This window comes from Snodgrassella sp. B3837, assembly GCF_026535955.1.
Taxonomy (GTDB): Bacteria; Pseudomonadota; Gammaproteobacteria; order Burkholderiales; family Neisseriaceae; genus Snodgrassella; species Snodgrassella alvi_E.
On the sequence record NZ_JAFNPI010000006.1, the window covers coordinates 191,059 to 208,355 of the forward strand.

General features: G+C 43.6%; 14 protein-coding genes. 9 read left to right on the plus strand and 5 right to left on the minus strand.

Going from position 1 to position 17,297, the window contains the following annotated elements; all coding sequences use genetic code 11:
- Positions 1–31 precede the first annotated feature (31 nt).
- From J3U67_RS01860 to J3U67_RS01875, 4 genes are all read left to right on the plus strand, one after another.
- Positions 32–853 (plus strand): pyruvate, water dikinase regulatory protein, encoded by an 822-nt coding sequence (locus J3U67_RS01860; protein ID WP_100140146.1) that lies wholly within the window; start codon positions 32–34, stop codon positions 851–853.
- 264 nt (positions 854–1,117) lie between these two features.
- A complete protein-coding gene (locus J3U67_RS01865) occupies positions 1,118–1,888 on the plus strand; it encodes a gamma-glutamyl-gamma-aminobutyrate hydrolase family protein (RefSeq protein WP_267403544.1) in 771 nt (256 codons plus the stop codon).
- An 8-nt stretch (positions 1,889–1,896) separates the two neighbouring features.
- Positions 1,897–3,231 carry a glutamine synthetase family protein gene (locus J3U67_RS01870; RefSeq protein WP_100140144.1) on the plus strand — a complete coding sequence of 445 codons (1,335 nt, stop codon included), beginning with the start codon at positions 1,897–1,899 and terminating at the stop codon, positions 3,229–3,231.
- Positions 3,232–3,317: 86 nt separating this feature from the next.
- Positions 3,318–4,706 (plus strand): aspartate aminotransferase family protein, encoded by a 1,389-nt coding sequence (locus tag J3U67_RS01875; protein WP_267403546.1) that lies wholly within the window; start codon positions 3,318–3,320, stop codon positions 4,704–4,706.
- Between the two features lie 49 nt (positions 4,707–4,755).
- Here the strand turns inward: J3U67_RS01875 and J3U67_RS01880 are convergent, their stop codons facing one another.
- Positions 4,756–5,454, minus strand: a complete 699-nt coding sequence (locus J3U67_RS01880) for a class I SAM-dependent methyltransferase (protein ID WP_267390257.1) — start codon at positions 5,452–5,454, stop codon at positions 4,756–4,758.
- 159 nt (positions 5,455–5,613) lie between these two features.
- On the opposite strand from J3U67_RS01880, the gene J3U67_RS01885 reads away from it, so the two are divergent.
- The 5 genes from J3U67_RS01885 (at position 5,614) to J3U67_RS01905 (ending at position 13,742) form a co-directional block, all read left to right on the plus strand.
- Positions 5,614–7,554, plus strand: a complete 1,941-nt coding sequence (locus J3U67_RS01885; protein ID WP_267403548.1) for a lytic transglycosylase — start codon at positions 5,614–5,616, stop codon at positions 7,552–7,554.
- Between the two features lie 570 nt (positions 7,555–8,124).
- On the plus strand, positions 8,125–8,451 hold the full coding sequence (locus J3U67_RS01890) for an HLGFF motif protein (protein ID WP_100140140.1): 327 nt from the start codon (positions 8,125–8,127) through the stop codon (positions 8,449–8,451).
- A gap of 31 nt (positions 8,452–8,482) precedes the next feature.
- Positions 8,483–9,808 carry an MFS transporter gene (locus tag J3U67_RS01895; RefSeq protein WP_267403550.1) on the plus strand — a complete coding sequence of 442 codons (1,326 nt, stop codon included), beginning with the start codon at positions 8,483–8,485 and terminating at the stop codon, positions 9,806–9,808.
- A gap of 118 nt (positions 9,809–9,926) precedes the next feature.
- Positions 9,927–12,755 carry an excinuclease ABC subunit UvrA gene (gene uvrA / locus J3U67_RS01900; RefSeq protein ID WP_267403552.1) on the plus strand — a complete coding sequence of 943 codons (2,829 nt, stop codon included), beginning with the start codon at positions 9,927–9,929 and terminating at the stop codon, positions 12,753–12,755.
- A 144-nt stretch (positions 12,756–12,899) separates the two neighbouring features.
- The gene (locus J3U67_RS01905) at positions 12,900–13,742 is read left to right on the plus strand and encodes a MetQ/NlpA family ABC transporter substrate-binding protein (RefSeq protein ID WP_267390253.1); all 843 of its coding nucleotides are present in this window, start codon (positions 12,900–12,902) and stop codon (positions 13,740–13,742) included.
- Between the two features lie 80 nt (positions 13,743–13,822).
- Here J3U67_RS01905 and J3U67_RS01910 read toward each other — a convergent pair whose 3' ends face one another.
- From J3U67_RS01910 to J3U67_RS01925, 4 genes are all read right to left on the minus strand, one after another.
- Positions 13,823–14,392 (minus strand): pseudouridine synthase, encoded by a 570-nt coding sequence (locus tag J3U67_RS01910; RefSeq protein ID WP_267403554.1) that lies wholly within the window; start codon positions 14,390–14,392, stop codon positions 13,823–13,825.
- A gap of 71 nt (positions 14,393–14,463) precedes the next feature.
- Positions 14,464–15,258, minus strand: a complete 795-nt coding sequence (locus J3U67_RS01915; protein WP_100140138.1) for an ABC transporter ATP-binding protein — start codon at positions 15,256–15,258, stop codon at positions 14,464–14,466.
- A complete protein-coding gene (locus tag J3U67_RS01920; RefSeq protein WP_267403556.1) occupies positions 15,255–16,157 on the minus strand; it encodes an ABC transporter permease in 903 nt (300 codons plus the stop codon). Before J3U67_RS01920 ends, J3U67_RS01915 begins: the two co-directional genes overlap by 4 nt.
- Before the next feature lie 99 nt (positions 16,158–16,256).
- Positions 16,257–17,261, minus strand: a complete 1,005-nt coding sequence (locus J3U67_RS01925) for an ABC transporter substrate-binding protein (RefSeq protein WP_267403558.1) — start codon at positions 17,259–17,261, stop codon at positions 16,257–16,259.
- Positions 17,262–17,297 lie beyond the last annotated feature (36 nt).

The following is a 17,297-nucleotide window of genomic DNA, read 5'->3' on the forward strand; positions in this document are numbered from 1 at the left end:
GATTTTTTAAATTAAATTTGTGTAAATAATTATGAAACCAGTTCGCCAAGTTTTTTTTGTATCTGACCGCACCGGAATTACAGCTGAAAGTATGGGGCTGGCCTTACTGAATCAGTTTGACAATATAGAATTTAAACGGGCTACTTATCCGTTTGTAGACACCGAAGCAAAAGCAAAGGAAATTGTTGCCCTGATTAATACCGCTGCAAGCAAATGTGAAGCACGACCGTTGGTATTTTCCAGTATTGTTGATGAAAATGTACGCAAACTGATTAAAACCAGTGCTGGCATGCACATGAGTTTTTATGATGCCTTTATTGGAGAGCTTGAAGATGAACTGGCTACAGAAGCTAATCACTCTATTGGGCGTACTCATGGCATGCATGATACAGAACGCTATGATAAGCGTATGGAGGCAATTAATTTTGCGCTTAATCATGATGACGGAATTACTGATCGCGAATTACAGAAAGCAGATGTCATTCTGATGGGTGTATCCCGTAGTGGCAAAACTCCTACATGTCTTTATTTGGCGTTGCAGTACGGTATCCGTGCCGCCAATTATCCTCTCATACCTGAAGATTTAGAAAGCAGCGAGTTGCCGAGAATGTTGCAGCCATTTCGGCAAAAACTATATGGTTTGACAATTGAAGCAGACCGTTTACACCATATCCGTTCGGAACGCCGTCCGGACTCCCGTTATGCCAGCCGTGATAACTGCCGCCGTGAAATCTCAACAGCTGAAGAAATGTTTCGCCGATTTAATATACCCTTTACCAATACCACACATAAATCGATAGAAGAACTGGCCGCCAGTATTATGCTGGCTGCAAAATTACAGCGCCGCTTCTAAAGCTATTTTAAAGATTTTGTTAGCCCTGAATTTATTCAGGGCTTTTTTAGATTCATCGGACACTAAAATGTTTTTATGTGTACTGCCAAAAATAACGAAGAGCAAGTGAGAACAGCTCACTGGCAATATTTATTTAAAACTGGAATTAACAACTTATCACTTTAATACTTTAACTTAAGAAATCTTGCCATTTTTTGCGTGGCGTGGGATTATGCAATACAGAATCAGAAACTCTTTTATTTATTAAAATCTTGAGATTAACTTATGCAAGTGCGTCCGGTAATTGGTATTCCGTGTGATGTAAAGCAGATAGGTAAATGGGATTTTCACGCTGTAGGCGATAAATATATTCAGGCTGTACAGAATAGTGTCGGCGACGTGATTTTGCTGCCAGCTCTGGCTGATCAAGATGCATTACAACGCTTGCTGCCTTTAGTAGATGGCATTTTTCTCTCTGGATCCTATTCCAATATTGAACCATGCTGGTATGGCGGAGATAACGCCCGCGAAAACACATTGCACGATAAAGCACGTGATCATACAACTTTACCCTTTATCCGGAAACTGATTGATGAAGGCATTCCCCTTTTGGGTGTGTGCCGCGGTTTGCAGGAAATCAATGTGGCACTAGGTGGCACGCTGCATCAGTATGTACACGAAATCCCTGGTTTTTTAGACCATCGAGAACCTGATAATCAACCAATCGAGGTGCAGTACGGTGACGCACATCCAGTTCATCTGCAAGACGACAGCCTGTTAATGTTATGGATGGCAACAAATCAGCAGCAGTATCCAGTTAATTCATTACATCAGCAAGGAGTAAAAACGTTAGCACCCGGGCTTAGCATTGAAGCAACTGCCCCAGACGGCCTGATTGAAGCTTTCAGGATTGATGCAGCACCTCTATTCGGCTACGCAGTGCAATGGCATCCTGAATGGCTGTATGGGCAGAAACCGCTTTCTATTGCTATTTTTAAGGCTTTTCGTGAAGCATGTATGCAATACAGATTGCATAAGCAAAAGGAATTATTTTAAGGTGACTTATGTATGATGATATATTCAATTGGCTTAAAGAACATGGTATCACTGAAGTAGAATGCATTTTGCCGGACATCACAGGTGTGGCACGCGGTAAAATTATCCCCAAAGATAAATTCATATCTGAGCCTGATATGCGGCTGCCGGAAGCAGTTCTACTGCAAACAGTTACCGGTGAATATCCGCAATCTAGCCTGCTTGATGAAACCGATGCAGATATGGAATTAAAGCCAGACCCGTCTACCCTACGTTTTGTGCCTTGGGCACAAGATCCGACAGCATCGCTAATATTCGATTGTTTCTCCCCCGACGGTCTGCCGGTAGAAACCGCCCCACGCAATGTGCTCAGACGCATTCTAAATCTGTATGAAAATATGGAGCTGAAGCCTATTGTGGCGCCGGAGATGGAGTTTTATTTGATTTCACCCAATCCTGATCCGGATGTGCCGCTTCAGCCACCAATTGGCCGTACCGGACGCAGTGAATTTGGCCGGCGCTCTTATGCCGTGGATGCAGTAAATGAATTTGATCCGCTTTTTGAAGAAATATACGACTATTGTCATGACCAGAATCTGGAAGTAGATACCCTGATTCATGAAATTGGTGCTGCCCAGATGGAAATCAATTTCCTACATGGTCACGCCATGGATTTGGCAGATCAGGTTTTTCTGTTTAAACGAACTGTTCGTGAGTCTGCTTTTCACCACAAAATGTATGCGACATTTATGGCTAAACCCATGGAAGGCGAACCAGGTAGCGCCATGCATATACACCAGAGTCTGGTCGAGGTAGAAACCGGCAATAACGCTTTCAGCAATAATGATGGTTCACCTTCAGAGCTATTTTTCCATTTCATTGGTGGCTTACAGAAATACCTGCCACAAACGATGCCTTTCTTTGCGCCATATGTAAACTCATTTCGTCGCCTAACCCGTTTTACAGCTGCGCCTACCAATGTTGAATGGGGATATGATAATCGCACCGTCGGCCTGCGTGTACCACGTGCCAGTGCCAAAGGCAGACGCATTGAAAACCGGCTCGCTGGTGTGGATGTAAATCCATATCTGGCCATAGCCTGCTCACTGGCCTGTGGTTATCTGGGTATTAAAGAAAAACTACAGCCGCGTGCACCTTTAAGCAGTAATGCTTATTCCCTGCCTTATCAGTTTCCAACCACTTTGGAAGAATCCATCGAACGCTTGCGTCAATGTGAACCCATTCACGATATCCTTGGACAGCGTTTTGTAGAAATGTATATAGCAGTAAAAGAACAGGAAGTATCAGAGTATTTCCGTGTAATCAGCCCATGGGAGCGCAAATATTTGTTATTACATGTGTGAACAACAATATTACCTTTTATGCCTGTTTGAATTTTACTGGCAGGATGACAAACAGGTTATACCTATTTTCTCAAAGGAGCATCGATATGACAAAAAAAACCGATAACAAACACGCTGTAAAACATCATCTGCACCCATTTTCAGATAATGCTCAGCTTAAAAAGCATGGTGTACGCATGATGGTAAAGGCAAAGGGAATTTATGTTTATGACAGCGAAGGCAATGAAATCATTGATGGCATGGCCGGTTTGTGGTGTGTGAACATTGGCTACGGCCAGAAAAAACTGGCCAAAATTGCTGAAAAACAAATGGAAGTGCTGCCGTTTTACAATACTTTTTTCAAAACCACCCATCCGGCCGTAATCAGATTATCCGAAAAACTGGTTGAAATCACTCCAAATAATTTTAATCATGTGTTCTATACCAATTCAGGTTCTGAATCTGTTGATACCATGATCCGCATGGTGCGCCATTACTGGTCGTCAGTGGGCCAGCCAAATAAAAAAATCATCATCGGGCGCTGGAATGGCTACCATGGCTCTACACTTGGCGGAGCCAGCCTTGGCGGCATGAAAAGTATGCATGAGCAAGGTGATTTACCCATTGCCAACATCGTACATATTGATCAACCCTGGTATTACGGTCTGGCCGATGACAATGAAAGTGAAGAAGAATTTGGTATTCGTGCTGCCAACTGGCTGGAAGAAAAAATACTGGCTTTAGGAGCAGATAAAATCGCAGCTTTCGTCGGTGAACCGATTCAGGGAGCTGGTGGAGTCATTATTCCTCCTACTACCTATTGGCCAAGAATAGAGGATATTTGTAAAAAATATAACATTTTACTGGTAGCCGACGAGGTGATTTGTGGTTATGGCCGTACCGGTAATTGGTTTGGATTTGAAACATTAGGTTTTACACCGGATATCTTTACCACAGCCAAAGGTCTGTCATCAGGATACTTGCCGATTGGCGCAGTTTTGGTTAATGACAAAGTAACTGAAGGACTGCTGGCAGGCGGAGAATTCAACCATGGCTTTACCTACAGTGGACATCCCGTCGCAGCTGCAGTGGCGTACGAAAACCTCAATATACTGGATAAAAAAAACATAATTGAAAAGGTACGTACTAAAACCGGCCCTTATCTGCGCAAACGCTGGCAAGAGACTTTCAGCAAATTCAAATATGTAGCTGATATCCGCAGTGAAGGACTGATGTGTGGTTTTACGCTGGTAAAAAACCGTGAAACACAAGAACTTTTTGACGATTTTGGCAGCACAGGTTTGATGTGTCGCGATATCTTTTTCAAAAACAATCTGATTTTCCGTGCCTGTGGTGACCACATGGTCGCTGCACCACCACTAATTATTTCCAAAAAGGAAATTGATAATATGCTCGCCATTGCATCTGCGTGCATGCGTGAATTTGAAGAAATGATGGATAAAAAGCTGAAAACAGATACAGACAAAGCTGCCTGAGATCTGTCAGGATATACATAAGACCTGAATAAATTCAGGTCTTTTTATTTCAATCTAATTCTATACCTTTCATGGCCATATTGCTTACGGGATTTAGTATCAGATTCGTATTTTGCGGCGTCAAAGTTAAAGGTATTGTCCGCTTGACCAATACCAAACCATATATAGCAGCCAAATGCGGCCACCATCGATTACCCATATACTCTATTGTATGATGGTTTGTTCCATAGCATGCAGGAATACCATAGCCCATAAACTGACCTTCTTCCAAAAAAAGGCCGAAGCGCTGCATACGTTTTACAGCTGCACTGGCCGATAACAAATGTAACGATACGGAGATGCCACGTTGATAAAATAAACGCCAGTAACCCTTAACATTCAGACCGGTCAGAATGAGATGACCACCAGGTACCAGTATGCGCGCCATTTCAGCTATCGTCTCATCCGGAGCGGAAAGCGTATCCAGACCATGTGGCCATATAATAGTATCTACACTTTGTTCTGCCCATGGTAAAAAATTATTTTCAGCCACTACCGCAACATTGGCGTCTGCATGATTGTTCTGCACCAGATATTCGGATTCAGCTGCAAAAACCTCTTTGAATTGCCAGTGTGAAAAACCACATTGCATAATGGTACCAAAACGCAACACGGCCAATTTCTGCCGAATAAACTGTTGTTCAAGGCTACTCAGATAAGCACCGAAAGCATGCTGTGTAAGCCAGTCTGTCAATTGCGGATAACTCATTAACCACACCATCGTGTTTATGTTAAATCAATGCCATAGCCATTTAAAAACATCTAGCACATCTTCATGATTACTGTAAAAATAGGGATTTATCCTTGACCGTTAAGGACTTCCTATTTAATATTAATAGGATTTTGCATAAATTTTACGGTTATCCGAATGGCTCAATTGAAGCATATGGTACTAGCACTCACTAGCTTAGTACTCGCCCCTACTATCTCATTTGCCCAATCTTATACCAGTAATGGCATCGGACTATCAATCATGAACCTGAATGCAGCCACCCTAAAAGGGAAAGCGTATTCAACACGTGATATCTGGGGACGCATGCGTCAGGATTTCAGGATGACAGAAGTCAATCCTGAAATTATTCGCCGGCAGGAACAATATTATTCAAGCCATGGCGACTATTTCAACCGTACTATACTGCGGAGTCAGCCCTATTTATATCACATTGTGAATGAAGCCGAAAAACGTCAGATGCCAGCAGAAGTAGCATTGCTGCCATTTATTGAAAGTGCTTTTGTCAGTAAGGCCCAGTCTCGTGTGGGCGCATCAGGTCTGTGGCAATTTATGCCAAATAGTGGACGACAGTACGGTCTGGAACAAACTAATCTGTACGATGGTCGACATGATGTCTATGCTGCTACTGATGCCGCATTAAACTATCTGCAATATCTGTACAGCCTGTTTGGTGACTGGTCACTGGCTCTGGCTGCCTATAACTGGGGTGAAGGCAATGTGGGCAAGGCCATCAAACGCGCCCAGCTAGCAGGGATTGACCCCACATATGAAAACCTGCGCATGCCTAATGAAACACGTAATTACGTACCCAAACTACTGGCTGTGCGTAATATTATTGAAAACCCGCAGGCTTTCGGCATTAATTTGGTTTCCGTGCCTAACCGCCCCTATTTCGAAGCCATCAGCATTGATCAGCCAATTGATATAGATGCTGCTGCGCGACTGGCCAATATTTCTACATCTGAGTTTTTAACACTTAATCCCAGCTTCAAAAGCCCAGTATTTATTCCAAAAGAAAACCGCAAAATGCTGCTGCCGATTACCGCAGTAAACACTTTCGAGCGTAATTATCGCAAAGCAGATAAAAGCAGCTTGCTGTCTTGGAATATTTATAAAGCATTTGCCCCCACCAGCGTAGCTGATTTAGCGGCACAGACCGGAATGAGCAGCGCAGAAATCAAACGTTTGAATAATCTGAGCAGCAATACTGTGCCCGCTGGGCGCAGCCTGCTAATCAGTAAAAACAGTTTCAGCAATCAGAATCTGGATTCTTTCAGCAATACAGATACAGACCCGTTGCTTAATATTGCAATGGCACAGCCTGTTTTGCCCCCCGGCACCTTTGTAACACATCCAGTGGTATCTGTTTCTCAGACTAGCGAGGTGGCGAATACAGACAATCAGCAGGCACCAGTATTAACCCGCACAACTACTGTTACCACTACGGCACTTAATACTGCACAACCTTTGCCAGACAATACGACAGTTCAAACCGTAGCTGTTGCCACTTCTCAGCCTGCCGCCAATTCAGTAGCGCCAGTTGTAGCAGAAAACAATGATGCATTGATGCAAATTGCCCAGAACGCCGAACTACAGGCAGCAGCAGCCGCTTCAGTACAGAAAACACTGGCACAGGCGGAACGTGAAGAAGCTCAGGCAGCACGGTCTGCAGAAATTCGTGCAGAACGCGCTACACGCAATACCATTAATGTGGCCGATAGCCGCAGCAGTATTGCTCACAAAGTGAACAAAGGTGATACTTTATTTTCCATAGCTCAACGCTATAATATTAATGTAGCCGATTTAGTCACCGCTAACAATTTGCGCGGACACAATCTTCAGATAGGACAAGTGCTGAAAATTAGTCCTAATAGCGATAACAAACGTATGCTTGCAGCTGTAGGCAAAGGTAAAGAAACCAAAGGTAGTATTGTTCCGGTATCCTATACTGTTAAAAAAGGCGATACACTCAGTAGTATTGCCCAACGGCTGAATATTCCAGTAAGCAAATTACAAAAAGTACATGGCAAGCAGGTATTGCGTCCGGGCCAGAAAATTAAATTGACCAATCTGTAATCTTTATTAATTATCATCTAAAAAAGGGTTTGTGCTTACTTGCATAAATCCTTTTTTATCTTTTATCAGCTTGATTAGATATAGGAATAATGTATTGATAGTAGCACTGTGTATGCAAAAACTATACTCGCTTATGAACGCTGAGTACTAATTCCTTCATCAGTATCTCCTCCTCTATTGAGCAGATTATCGATTTCATTATTTATGCTTTTAACATTACCACAAACACATTTCAATACTTTATTTCCGTTCCAATCTACTTTCAGACTACATCTAACAATCACTCCAATAATCGCAACTTTCTCTCAGAGCTGGAAACTACAGGACATAAATTACTTGAACAACCAGATTAGTTTATCTAAATGATAGACTAAAACTTATAGGTACAGATATATACAGCAAAAAATCCAACCTGAAAGTTTTATGACAATTTGATAATACAAATACATATTTTGTTTCGAAAAGTATGCAGATTAACATACAAATTTTTTTATAAGCTGCTAGAATTCTGCCAGATTCATGAAAAAAAACAGAATAAGTCCTTTTCAATGCTCAAAGAAAATTTTTATTATGCTCTACTTCAGTATTAACAGTAACGACAATCATCATCTTGGGTTTCTGGTGCTGACTGATGAAGAAGATTCTGCTTACACCGATGGTGCCACTGGTTATTATGCTGTCAAAGCTCAGGCAGATGCAGCAGACCGTCAAGCCTGTGCGGCTCAATGGCAGCTGCTGGAGCAATTATCAGAGCAAGAAAGCCTGAAATGGTACCGGCAGTCGGATTACGTTCAATTGTGTGATGCACAAGACCACATTATTGGACGTTTAAAGCAACAATACTTGAATCTCTGTGGCCAGCATTTTTTGCTATACGATCTAACTGGCACTCTGTAATTATTCAGATCACCCTTTTACAAGGTTATTTATGTCTACACCTGATATGTTGCCTTCTGGCAGTCAGTTTGCTTTTGCCCGCACCCGCAGGTTTCTGCCACTCTTTGGTACCCAGTTTTTCGGCGCTTTTAACGATAATCTGTTTAAAACAGCATTATTTGTATTAATAAGCTTTTATGGGCTGGGAACTCATTCTTGGCTGCCAGCCAGTCAAATGCTCAACGCCGGTGCGTTGTTGTATATCCTGCCCTATTTTCTGTTCTCAGCCTTATCGGGTGAATTATGTAATAAGCTGGATAAAGCAATATTGGCTCGCTGGATTAAAGCAGCTGAAATTGGCATTATGCTGGTAGCTGGAATTGGCTTCTGGTTAGAGTCAGTATCTCTATTAATGCTATGTCTGTTTCTAATGGGTACCCATTCTACCTTGTTTGGCCCGTTGAAATATGCCATCTTGCCGGAATATTTACCACGTTATGAATTACTTAATGGCAACAGCCTGATTGAAAGTGGTACATTTCTTTCCATATTGTTCGGACAAATATTCGGCACCATTCTGGCCGTCACCAATACCGCATGGCTGTTTGGTATTCTATTGTTGGTTGCCATACTTGGACAACTTTCAAGCATGTTCATGCCACGCGTACCGGCTCAGATTCCACAGCAATACATCAATGTAAATATCTGGCACAGCACCACACAGCTTCTCCAACAGACTTATCAGCAAAAAAATGTTTGGGTTGCCATTATCGGTATTTCTTGGTTTTGGCTGCTTGGCTCAGTGTATATTACCCAGCTTCCCACGTTTACCCGTCTGAATCTAGGCGGTAATGAGGCTGTGTTCAATCTGATGCTTACGCTATTTTCACTAGGCATAGGATCTGGTTCCATTGCCTGCGCTCGTCTGAGCCATCATCAACTGCACCTTGGTCTGATCGTGCTCGGCACACTGGGAATGACTATATTTGGTCTGCTGCTGGTGTGGTTTACACAAACACCTCACCAGTCTATAGGCGGTATTAATGAATTTTTGAGCCGCTCTCACAGCTTTTCTATCATGTTGTGCATTATTGGCATTGGATTTTGTGGTGGTTTCTTTTCACTGCCTTTGTATACATGGCTGCAAACGGCCAGTACTGATGCATTCCGTGCTCATGCTATAGCAGCCAATAACATTATCAACGGTTTATTTATGGTCTGCGCTGCCCTGTTGAGTGCTGTACTTATCTGGCTTTCTGACAGTATCAAAATACTATATCTGCTAGTGGCACTCGGCAATTTACCGGTACTATTCTACTTATGGCGCTGCGAAGAATTACACCTTGATTTTAAGAGATTTATTTTACGCAAACATTAAAACGTTTACCGGATAGCGTTAAATTCAAGTTTTAAAATGGGTATAATACCGGATGGTTTTAATAAACAGCAAATTGATTAAAGCCAGCATCCCATTCCTTTTGCTCGGGAAAGGCATTATGTCAGATAACGATACCATTCATATTCGCGGCGCACGCACACACAATCTAAAAAATATTGACCTGGATATACCTCGCCATCAGTTGGTCGTGATTACCGGCCTTTCTGGTAGCGGCAAATCTTCACTGGCATTTGATACATTATATGCAGAAGGTCAACGCCGCTATGTAGAGAGTCTGTCGGCTTATGCACGCCAGTTTCTGCAAATGATGGAAAAACCAGATGTCGATTTGATAGAAGGTCTTTCTCCAGCCATTTCTATTGAGCAAAAAGCCACCAGCCACAATCCCCGCTCTACAGTGGGTACGGTCACCGAAATTCATGATTATCTGCGTTTACTGTACGCTCGCATCGGCACACCATATTGTCCAGAACATAACCTTCCGCTTTCAAGTCAGACAGTTTCGCAGATGGTAGACCATATTTTGGCACTTCCAGAAGAGAGTCGAGTAATGATTCTGGCACCTGCCGTGCGCGGACGCAAAGGTGAATTTGTCGATTATTTTGCTGACTTACAAGTTCAGGGCTTCGCACGAGTTCGAGTAGATGGCGAAGTCTACGCCATAGAAGAAGTACCCAGTCTACAAAAAAACATCAAGCATGATATAGATGTGGTTGTCGACCGTGTAAAAGTACGTTCAGATATCAAACAGCGGCTGGCTGAAAGTTTTGAAACCGCATTGAGACTGGGTAATGAACGTGCACTTGCTATTGAAATGGACTCCGGTCAAGAACATTGGTTTTCTGCCCGTTTTGCCTGTCCTGTATGTTCCTACAGCTTACAGGAACTTGAGCCACGTCTGTTTAGTTTCAATAATCCAGTAGGCGCCTGCCCGAGCTGTGACGGTCTGGGAAGTATGGATTATTTCGACCCTGAACGTGTAGTAATGCATCCAGATTTATCACTGGCTGCAGGCGCCATTAAAGGCTGGGACAAACGCAATACTTTCTATTTTCAGATGATTCAGTCTCTGGCTCATCACTATGATTTTGACATTGATAAACCATTTAGCCAGCTCACTGAAAAAATTCAGAATATTATTCTGTATGGTTCGGGTAAAGAACAGATTGAATTTACTTATCTATCTGAACGTGGCACCCACATTCGCAACCATCCATTTGAAGGAATTATACCTAATCTGGAACGACGCTACCGTGAAACTGACTCCACTACTGTACGCGAAGAATTAACCCAGTATCAAAGCCATCGTGCCTGTCCTGCTTGCGGTGGTGCACGTCTGCGTACCGAGGCACGCTACGTATATGTAGGTGGTAAACCATTGCAGGTAATTAATTCCTGGCCACTGACTACTACACTTGATTTTTTCCAAAACTTGAACTTAGAAGGCAATAAAAAACAAATTGCCGAAAAAATTCTTAAAGAAATTAATGAACGCCTTGGGTTCTTGATTAATGTTGGTCTGAATTACCTCAATCTCGCTCGTAGTGCCGAAACACTGTCTGGAGGCGAAGCACAACGTATTCGTTTGGCCAGCCAGATTGGTTCCGGCCTCACAGGTGTAATGTATGTGCTAGATGAACCCTCTATTGGTCTACATCAGCGCGACAACGACCGCTTACTGGATACTCTTAAGCACCTGCGTGATTTAGGCAACAGCGTTATCGTGGTTGAGCATGACGAAGATGCGATTCGTGCAGCTGATTTTGTTGTTGATATGGGGCCGGGTGCCGGTGAACACGGGGGTAATGTGATTATTGCTGCGCCACCCGCACAAGTTGCCGCCTGCAAGGAATCGGTAACAGGCCAGTATTTAAGCGGTAAAAAAGCTATCAGTATACCTAAGCAGCGTACTCCCATAGACAAAAAACGTTTGCTGGTATTAAGCGGTGCTAGCGGTAACAATTTGAAAAATGTGAATCTAACCTTGCCACTGGGCTTGATTACCTGCATCACCGGTGTATCTGGCAGTGGTAAATCCACTCTGATCAACGATACTTTGGCCAAAATCACCGCTCGGGAACTAAATCGGGCTAGAGAAGAACCGGCACCCTATGATGATATCAAAGGACTGGAACATCTAGATAAAGTAATCAACGTTGATCAATCCCCTATTGGCCGCACACCGCGTTCGAATCCCGCTACCTATACCGGCCTTTTTACCCCCATCCGTGAGCTGTTTGCCGGTGTACCCCTCTCTCGTGAGCGCGGTTATAACGTCGGCCGTTTTTCCTTTAATGTAAAAGGTGGACGCTGCGAAGCTTGTCAGGGTGATGGCGTCATCAAGGTAGAAATGCATTTTCTGCCCGATATCTATGTGCCATGTGAAGTCTGCCATGGCAAACGGTACAACCGTGAAACACTTGAAATACAGTATAAAGGCAAAAATATCAGTGAAATTTTAGAAATGACGGTAGAAGAAGCATGTACTTTTTTTGATGCTGTACCAATGGTCAAACGTAAATTACAAACGTTATTGGATGTGGGGTTAGGCTATGTACGCCTGGGGCAATCTGCTACCACGCTCTCCGGTGGCGAAGCACAACGTGTTAAACTGGCACTGGAGCTGTCTAAACGCGATACCGGCAGAACACTGTATATTCTAGATGAGCCAACCACAGGTTTGCACTTTGCCGATATTGCCTTGCTGCTGGATGTAATCCAGCGCTTAAAAGGCAAAGGCAATAGCATAGTAATTATTGAGCATAATCTAGATGTGATTAAAACTGCCGACTATATTGTTGATCTTGGCCCTGAGGGTGGTGATGGCGGCGGTACAATCATTGCAGAAGGCACACCAGAAGAAGTAGCGGCCAATAGCAAAAGCTATACCGGCAAATATCTTAAACCCATGCTGAAAAATAAATAAATACCCAAATTATCAGACCAATACATTCTGGAACAACCATAATAACTGCTTATGGCTTTACTATGTGTAAAAACCACCAGATATAAGCATTTTATGTTAAGGTAAAGCTCTGCATTTTATTGTGTATCTTCATTAAGGTTAAATATGAAAAAATTGTTATTTGCATTATTATCTGTAGCCGCTATCAGTACAGTTTTGACTGCATGCGGCCAGAAAAACGAAGCTGAACCAGCAGCCAGCACCAGTAGCGCTCCGGCTCCTGCTAAAGAAAAAGTTTTGAAAGTAGCCGCATCGCCCGTACCTCATGCAGAAATTCTACAAGTGGCCAAACCGCTACTGCAAAAAGAAGGTATTGATTTACAGATAGTGCAAATGACGGATTACGTCCGCCCCAATATTGCTCTGGCAGAAAAAGATGTAGATGCCAACTTTACCCAGCACAAACCCTATTTGGATGATTTTGTTGAAAAACACAAAATGCAGTTAACCGCTATTGCCAATATTCATGTAGAACCCATGGGGATTTACTCGAAAAAAGTAAAATCTTTGAATGAAGTTCCGGATGGCGGTTTAGTAACCATTCCCAATGATGCCACCAATGGTGGCCGCGCCTTACTATTGCTTCAGAAAGCAGGTTTAATCAAACTGAAAGCTGATGCAGGTATCAGCGCCACCGTACGTGATATTGTCGACAATCCGAAACATCTGAAAATCACCCCCATGGATGCGCCACAATTGCCCCGTACTCTGAATGACGCCACCCTGTCTGTGATTAATACGAATTTTGCCATGGAAGCCAAACTAGTACCCACTAAGGATGCGCTGTTTATCGAAGAAAAAGATTCTCCCTATGCAAACATTCTGGTTGTACGCACAGGTGATGAAAATCGCGAAGAAATTCAGAAGCTAAAACAGGCCATGACTTCCCCTGAAGTGAAAAAATTTATTGAAGAAAAATATCAGGGCGCCATCATCCCTGCATTCTAAACTTTAAAATTTGCATATCAATAAAACAAACCCTCAGATATTTGTTCTGAGGGTTTATGATGTCAGTAATACATAAAATCTTATAAATCTTCAGGCCTTACCGCTTGCCATTGTCCTAAAGGCAAATCAAGTGAAAAAACATTCAGACGGCCGATACTAACCCGCACCAAACGCAAACAAGGCCAGCCCACTTTGGCACACATGCGACGTACCTGACGGTTTTTGCCTTCGCTGATGCCAATCTGCAACCAAAAGTCAGTTACTGTTTTGCGCTCACGAATTGGTGGTACTCGTGGCCACAGATGTTTGATTTCTGCTGCATCTAGTACACGCACTTGAGCCGGAGCAGCCACAAAATCACCAAGATTTACTCCACGTGATAAGTGCTGCAAAGCCTGCTTATCTGGTTTACCTTCAACTTGTGCCCAATACGTTTTTATCAGCTTGTATTTCGGTTGTGCAATTTTGGCCTGCAAGCGCCCGTTTGCAGTGAGCAAAAGTAACCCTTCACTATCCGTGTCCAGCCTGCCGGCAGGATAAACATCCGGTACTGGCACATATTGCTTTAGAGTAGGATATTTTTCATGAGCACTGAATTGGCAAATCACTCCGTAGGGCTTATTCAGCACAATCAAATCCGGTACCGACATAATATTTTATCCAATCAAACAAAAAAGGCTGCCAAAACCCATCTTAGCAGCCTGTATTCTCAGCACAAAATTCAACTCAGCAATAACGCATCATCGGTGACTTTCTCACCTTGTGTATGCTCGAACATTTGTAATAAATCAGTCACACCCATGCCAGCGCGCTTTTCGCCGTCCACATCCAGCACTACCCGCCCCTGATGTAGCATAACAGTACGGGTACCATGATCCAAAGCCTGCTGCATAGAATGAGTTACCATCATTGCCGTTAATTTGTTTTCACGCACGATACGATCTGTCAGCTCAAGTACAAAGGCTGCAGTTTTTGGGTCTAGTGCAGCAGTATGCTCATCCAGCAACAAAATTTTTGAGCTCTGTAAAGAAGCCATCAGCAGACTGACTGCCTGACGCTGTCCGCCGGAAAGCAAACCGATGCGATCACTGAGCCGATTTTCCAACCCTAAATTAAGCATAGCCAATTTTTCGCGAAATAATTCGCGATATTGCCCCTTAATTGCTGAGCGCAAACCACGGCAGCTTCCCCGTTTCAGTGCCAGAGCCATATTTTCTTCTATCGTCAGCGCCTCACAGGTACCAGCCAACGGGTCTTGAAACACCCGTGCCACCAGCGGTGCACGTTTATAGGCAGGCTCATTGGTAACATTTTTATTATTAATAGTGATTGTGCCGGAATCTACCTGAATATCGCCACTGATAGCATTAAGAAAAGTAGATTTACCAGCACCGTTACTGCCGATTACAGTGACAAACTCACCTTCAGCAATATTTAGGCTCATGCCACGCAAGGCAGGATTTTCTATCGGAGTCCCCGCATTGAATGTCAGGCGTAAATCATCTGCGCGCATCATGATTTTAGTTTCCTTTTAAAATAACGTTTAATCACCGGTAGGCGCAGTGCCAAAACCACCAGAATAGCCGTTATCAGATTCAAATCCTGCGGACCGAAGCCAATGTGTTGCAGTGTATCACTACCCAATGCTAATGCAATAAAGGCTCGATAAAGCACAGCCCCCACAATCACCGCCAGCGTAATCACAATAAAACGTTTGGCGGGAATCAACGTTTCACCAATAATCACCGCAGCCAAACCAACCACAATGGTACCGATACCAATTGAAATATCAGCTCCGCCCTGTGTCTGCACAAACAGCGCGCCACCCAAAGCAATAAAAGCATTAGAAAGTGCCATGCCAAGCAATAAAATACGCGAAGTATTGACACCCTGCGCACGAGCCATACGTGCATTCACACCGGTCGCACGCATGGACAAACCGATTTCGGTGGCAAAAAACCAGTCCAGAAAAAACTTAGCAACCAATACATAGCCAAAAATAACCAGCGGCTGCACCCAGTACTGATTACTGTCGTCAGCATTAAAAAACGGTGTAAACACGCTAGGCTGATCGAGCAATGGCAAATTCGGTGCACCCATAATACGCAGATTCACGGAATATAAGGCTACCATCACCAGAATACTGGCCAAAAGTTGCATGATTTTTAGTGATACATGCAGCCATGCTGTTATCAGGCCTGCACAGGCACCAGCTGCCCCAGCAAGCGCGGTAGCCAGCCAAGGATTCATTCCATGAGTGACGCATACAGCAAACACAGCACCACCAAGCGGAAAGCTGCCATCTGCTGTCAAATCCGGAAAATCCAGAATACGAAATGATATCAGTACACCCAAAGCAACAAGGGCATAGATCAGCCCACTTTCTAAAGCACCAAATAAAGCTATAGAAGACATATAAACAAATGTTTCATTATAGTTGGAAATAAAAACAACATCGGCAAAGCTTATGGCAGCCTGCCGATGTCACGGTTTTCAGCCCTCAGACTGGTAATTCTAATCAATTATTTTAGCATCTTTAAGCAACTGCGGCGGTAAAGTAATTCCCTGTTCAACAGCATGGGATTTACTTACCATCAAATCCAGCTGTTCCGCCGACATACGCTGTGGAGCAATATTGCCCGCTTTTTCGCCTTTCAGAATTCGACCGACAATTTTACCTGTAGCCATACCCAGCTCATGGTAATTCACACCTAAAGCTACTGCTGCACCTCGTTTAACCGAACCAGTATCCGAAGCCACCAGCGGCATTTTCATATCTTTTGCAACTTTATACATGGATTCATAAGCTGAAACAACATTATTGTCCAGCGAAGTGTAAATCAGATTGGCCTTGCCTTGCAGGCTTTTAGTCGCCATAGGTACATCAGTGGTGCGCTGTGCTGGTGCAGCAGCTACATTAATACCATCTTTAGCCAATAAAGATTGCAGCTGACCCAGTACCACAGTGGAATTCACCTCTCCCGGACTGTATACATATCCTACCGTTTTCAGATTTGGCACAACCTGCTTCATTAAAGCAATCTGCGGCTGCAAAGGTAGCTCATCAGATACACCGGTAACATTGGTCTTGCTTGTCTCCCAGCTAGGTACCAGCTTAGCAGCCACAGGGTCGGTCACGGCAGCAAATACCACCGGTATATTACGTGTTGCGGCCACCATGGACTGCGCACTAGGCGTTCCGATCGCCACTATCGCATCAGGATTGCTGCCAGCAAATTTTTTCGCAATCTGGCCTGCAGTAGCTGTATTACCCTGCGCACTCTGAAAATCAAGCTTTAAATTCTTACCCTGTTCATAACCTTCAGCACGCAATTCATCTATTACCCCCTGACGCACCGCATCCAGCGCCGGATGTTCAACAATTGCCGTAATGGCTACCTTTTTCATACCATGATTATCAGTACCGGCTTTTTCACTCTGACCAGAAGGCGAACAGGCTGTAAGCAGACAGGCAGCAGTTAAGCCCAGAATCATTAAGGTTTGTTTTGCTCTGAGCATAGTAATTTCCTCAGCACAGGGTTATTCAAAAACTTT

Coding starts and splice junctions, on each gene's coding strand:
- J3U67_RS01860 (WP_100140146.1), top strand. CDS start 32: ATGAAACCAGTTCGCCAAGTTTTTTTTGTATCTGACCGCACCGGAATT.
- J3U67_RS01865 (WP_267403544.1), top strand. CDS start 1,118: ATGCAAGTGCGTCCGGTAATTGGTATTCCGTGTGATGTAAAGCAGATA.
- J3U67_RS01870 (WP_100140144.1), top strand. CDS start 1,897: ATGTATGATGATATATTCAATTGGCTTAAAGAACATGGTATCACTGAA.
- J3U67_RS01875 (WP_267403546.1), top strand. CDS start 3,318: ATGACAAAAAAAACCGATAACAAACACGCTGTAAAACATCATCTGCAC.
- J3U67_RS01880 (WP_267390257.1), bottom strand. CDS start 5,454: ATGAGTTATCCGCAATTGACAGACTGGCTTACACAGCATGCTTTCGGT.
- J3U67_RS01885 (WP_267403548.1), top strand. CDS start 5,614: ATGGCTCAATTGAAGCATATGGTACTAGCACTCACTAGCTTAGTACTC.
- J3U67_RS01890 (WP_100140140.1), top strand. CDS start 8,125: ATGCTCTACTTCAGTATTAACAGTAACGACAATCATCATCTTGGGTTT.
- J3U67_RS01895 (WP_267403550.1), top strand. CDS start 8,483: ATGTCTACACCTGATATGTTGCCTTCTGGCAGTCAGTTTGCTTTTGCC.
- uvrA (WP_267403552.1), top strand. CDS start 9,927: ATGTCAGATAACGATACCATTCATATTCGCGGCGCACGCACACACAAT.
- J3U67_RS01905 (WP_267390253.1), top strand. CDS start 12,900: ATGAAAAAATTGTTATTTGCATTATTATCTGTAGCCGCTATCAGTACA.
- J3U67_RS01910 (WP_267403554.1), bottom strand. CDS start 14,392: ATGTCGGTACCGGATTTGATTGTGCTGAATAAGCCCTACGGAGTGATT.
- J3U67_RS01915 (WP_100140138.1), bottom strand. CDS start 15,258: ATGATGCGCGCAGATGATTTACGCCTGACATTCAATGCGGGGACTCCG.
- J3U67_RS01920 (WP_267403556.1), bottom strand. CDS start 16,157: ATGTCTTCTATAGCTTTATTTGGTGCTTTAGAAAGTGGGCTGATCTAT.
- J3U67_RS01925 (WP_267403558.1), bottom strand. CDS start 17,261: ATGCTCAGAGCAAAACAAACCTTAATGATTCTGGGCTTAACTGCTGCC.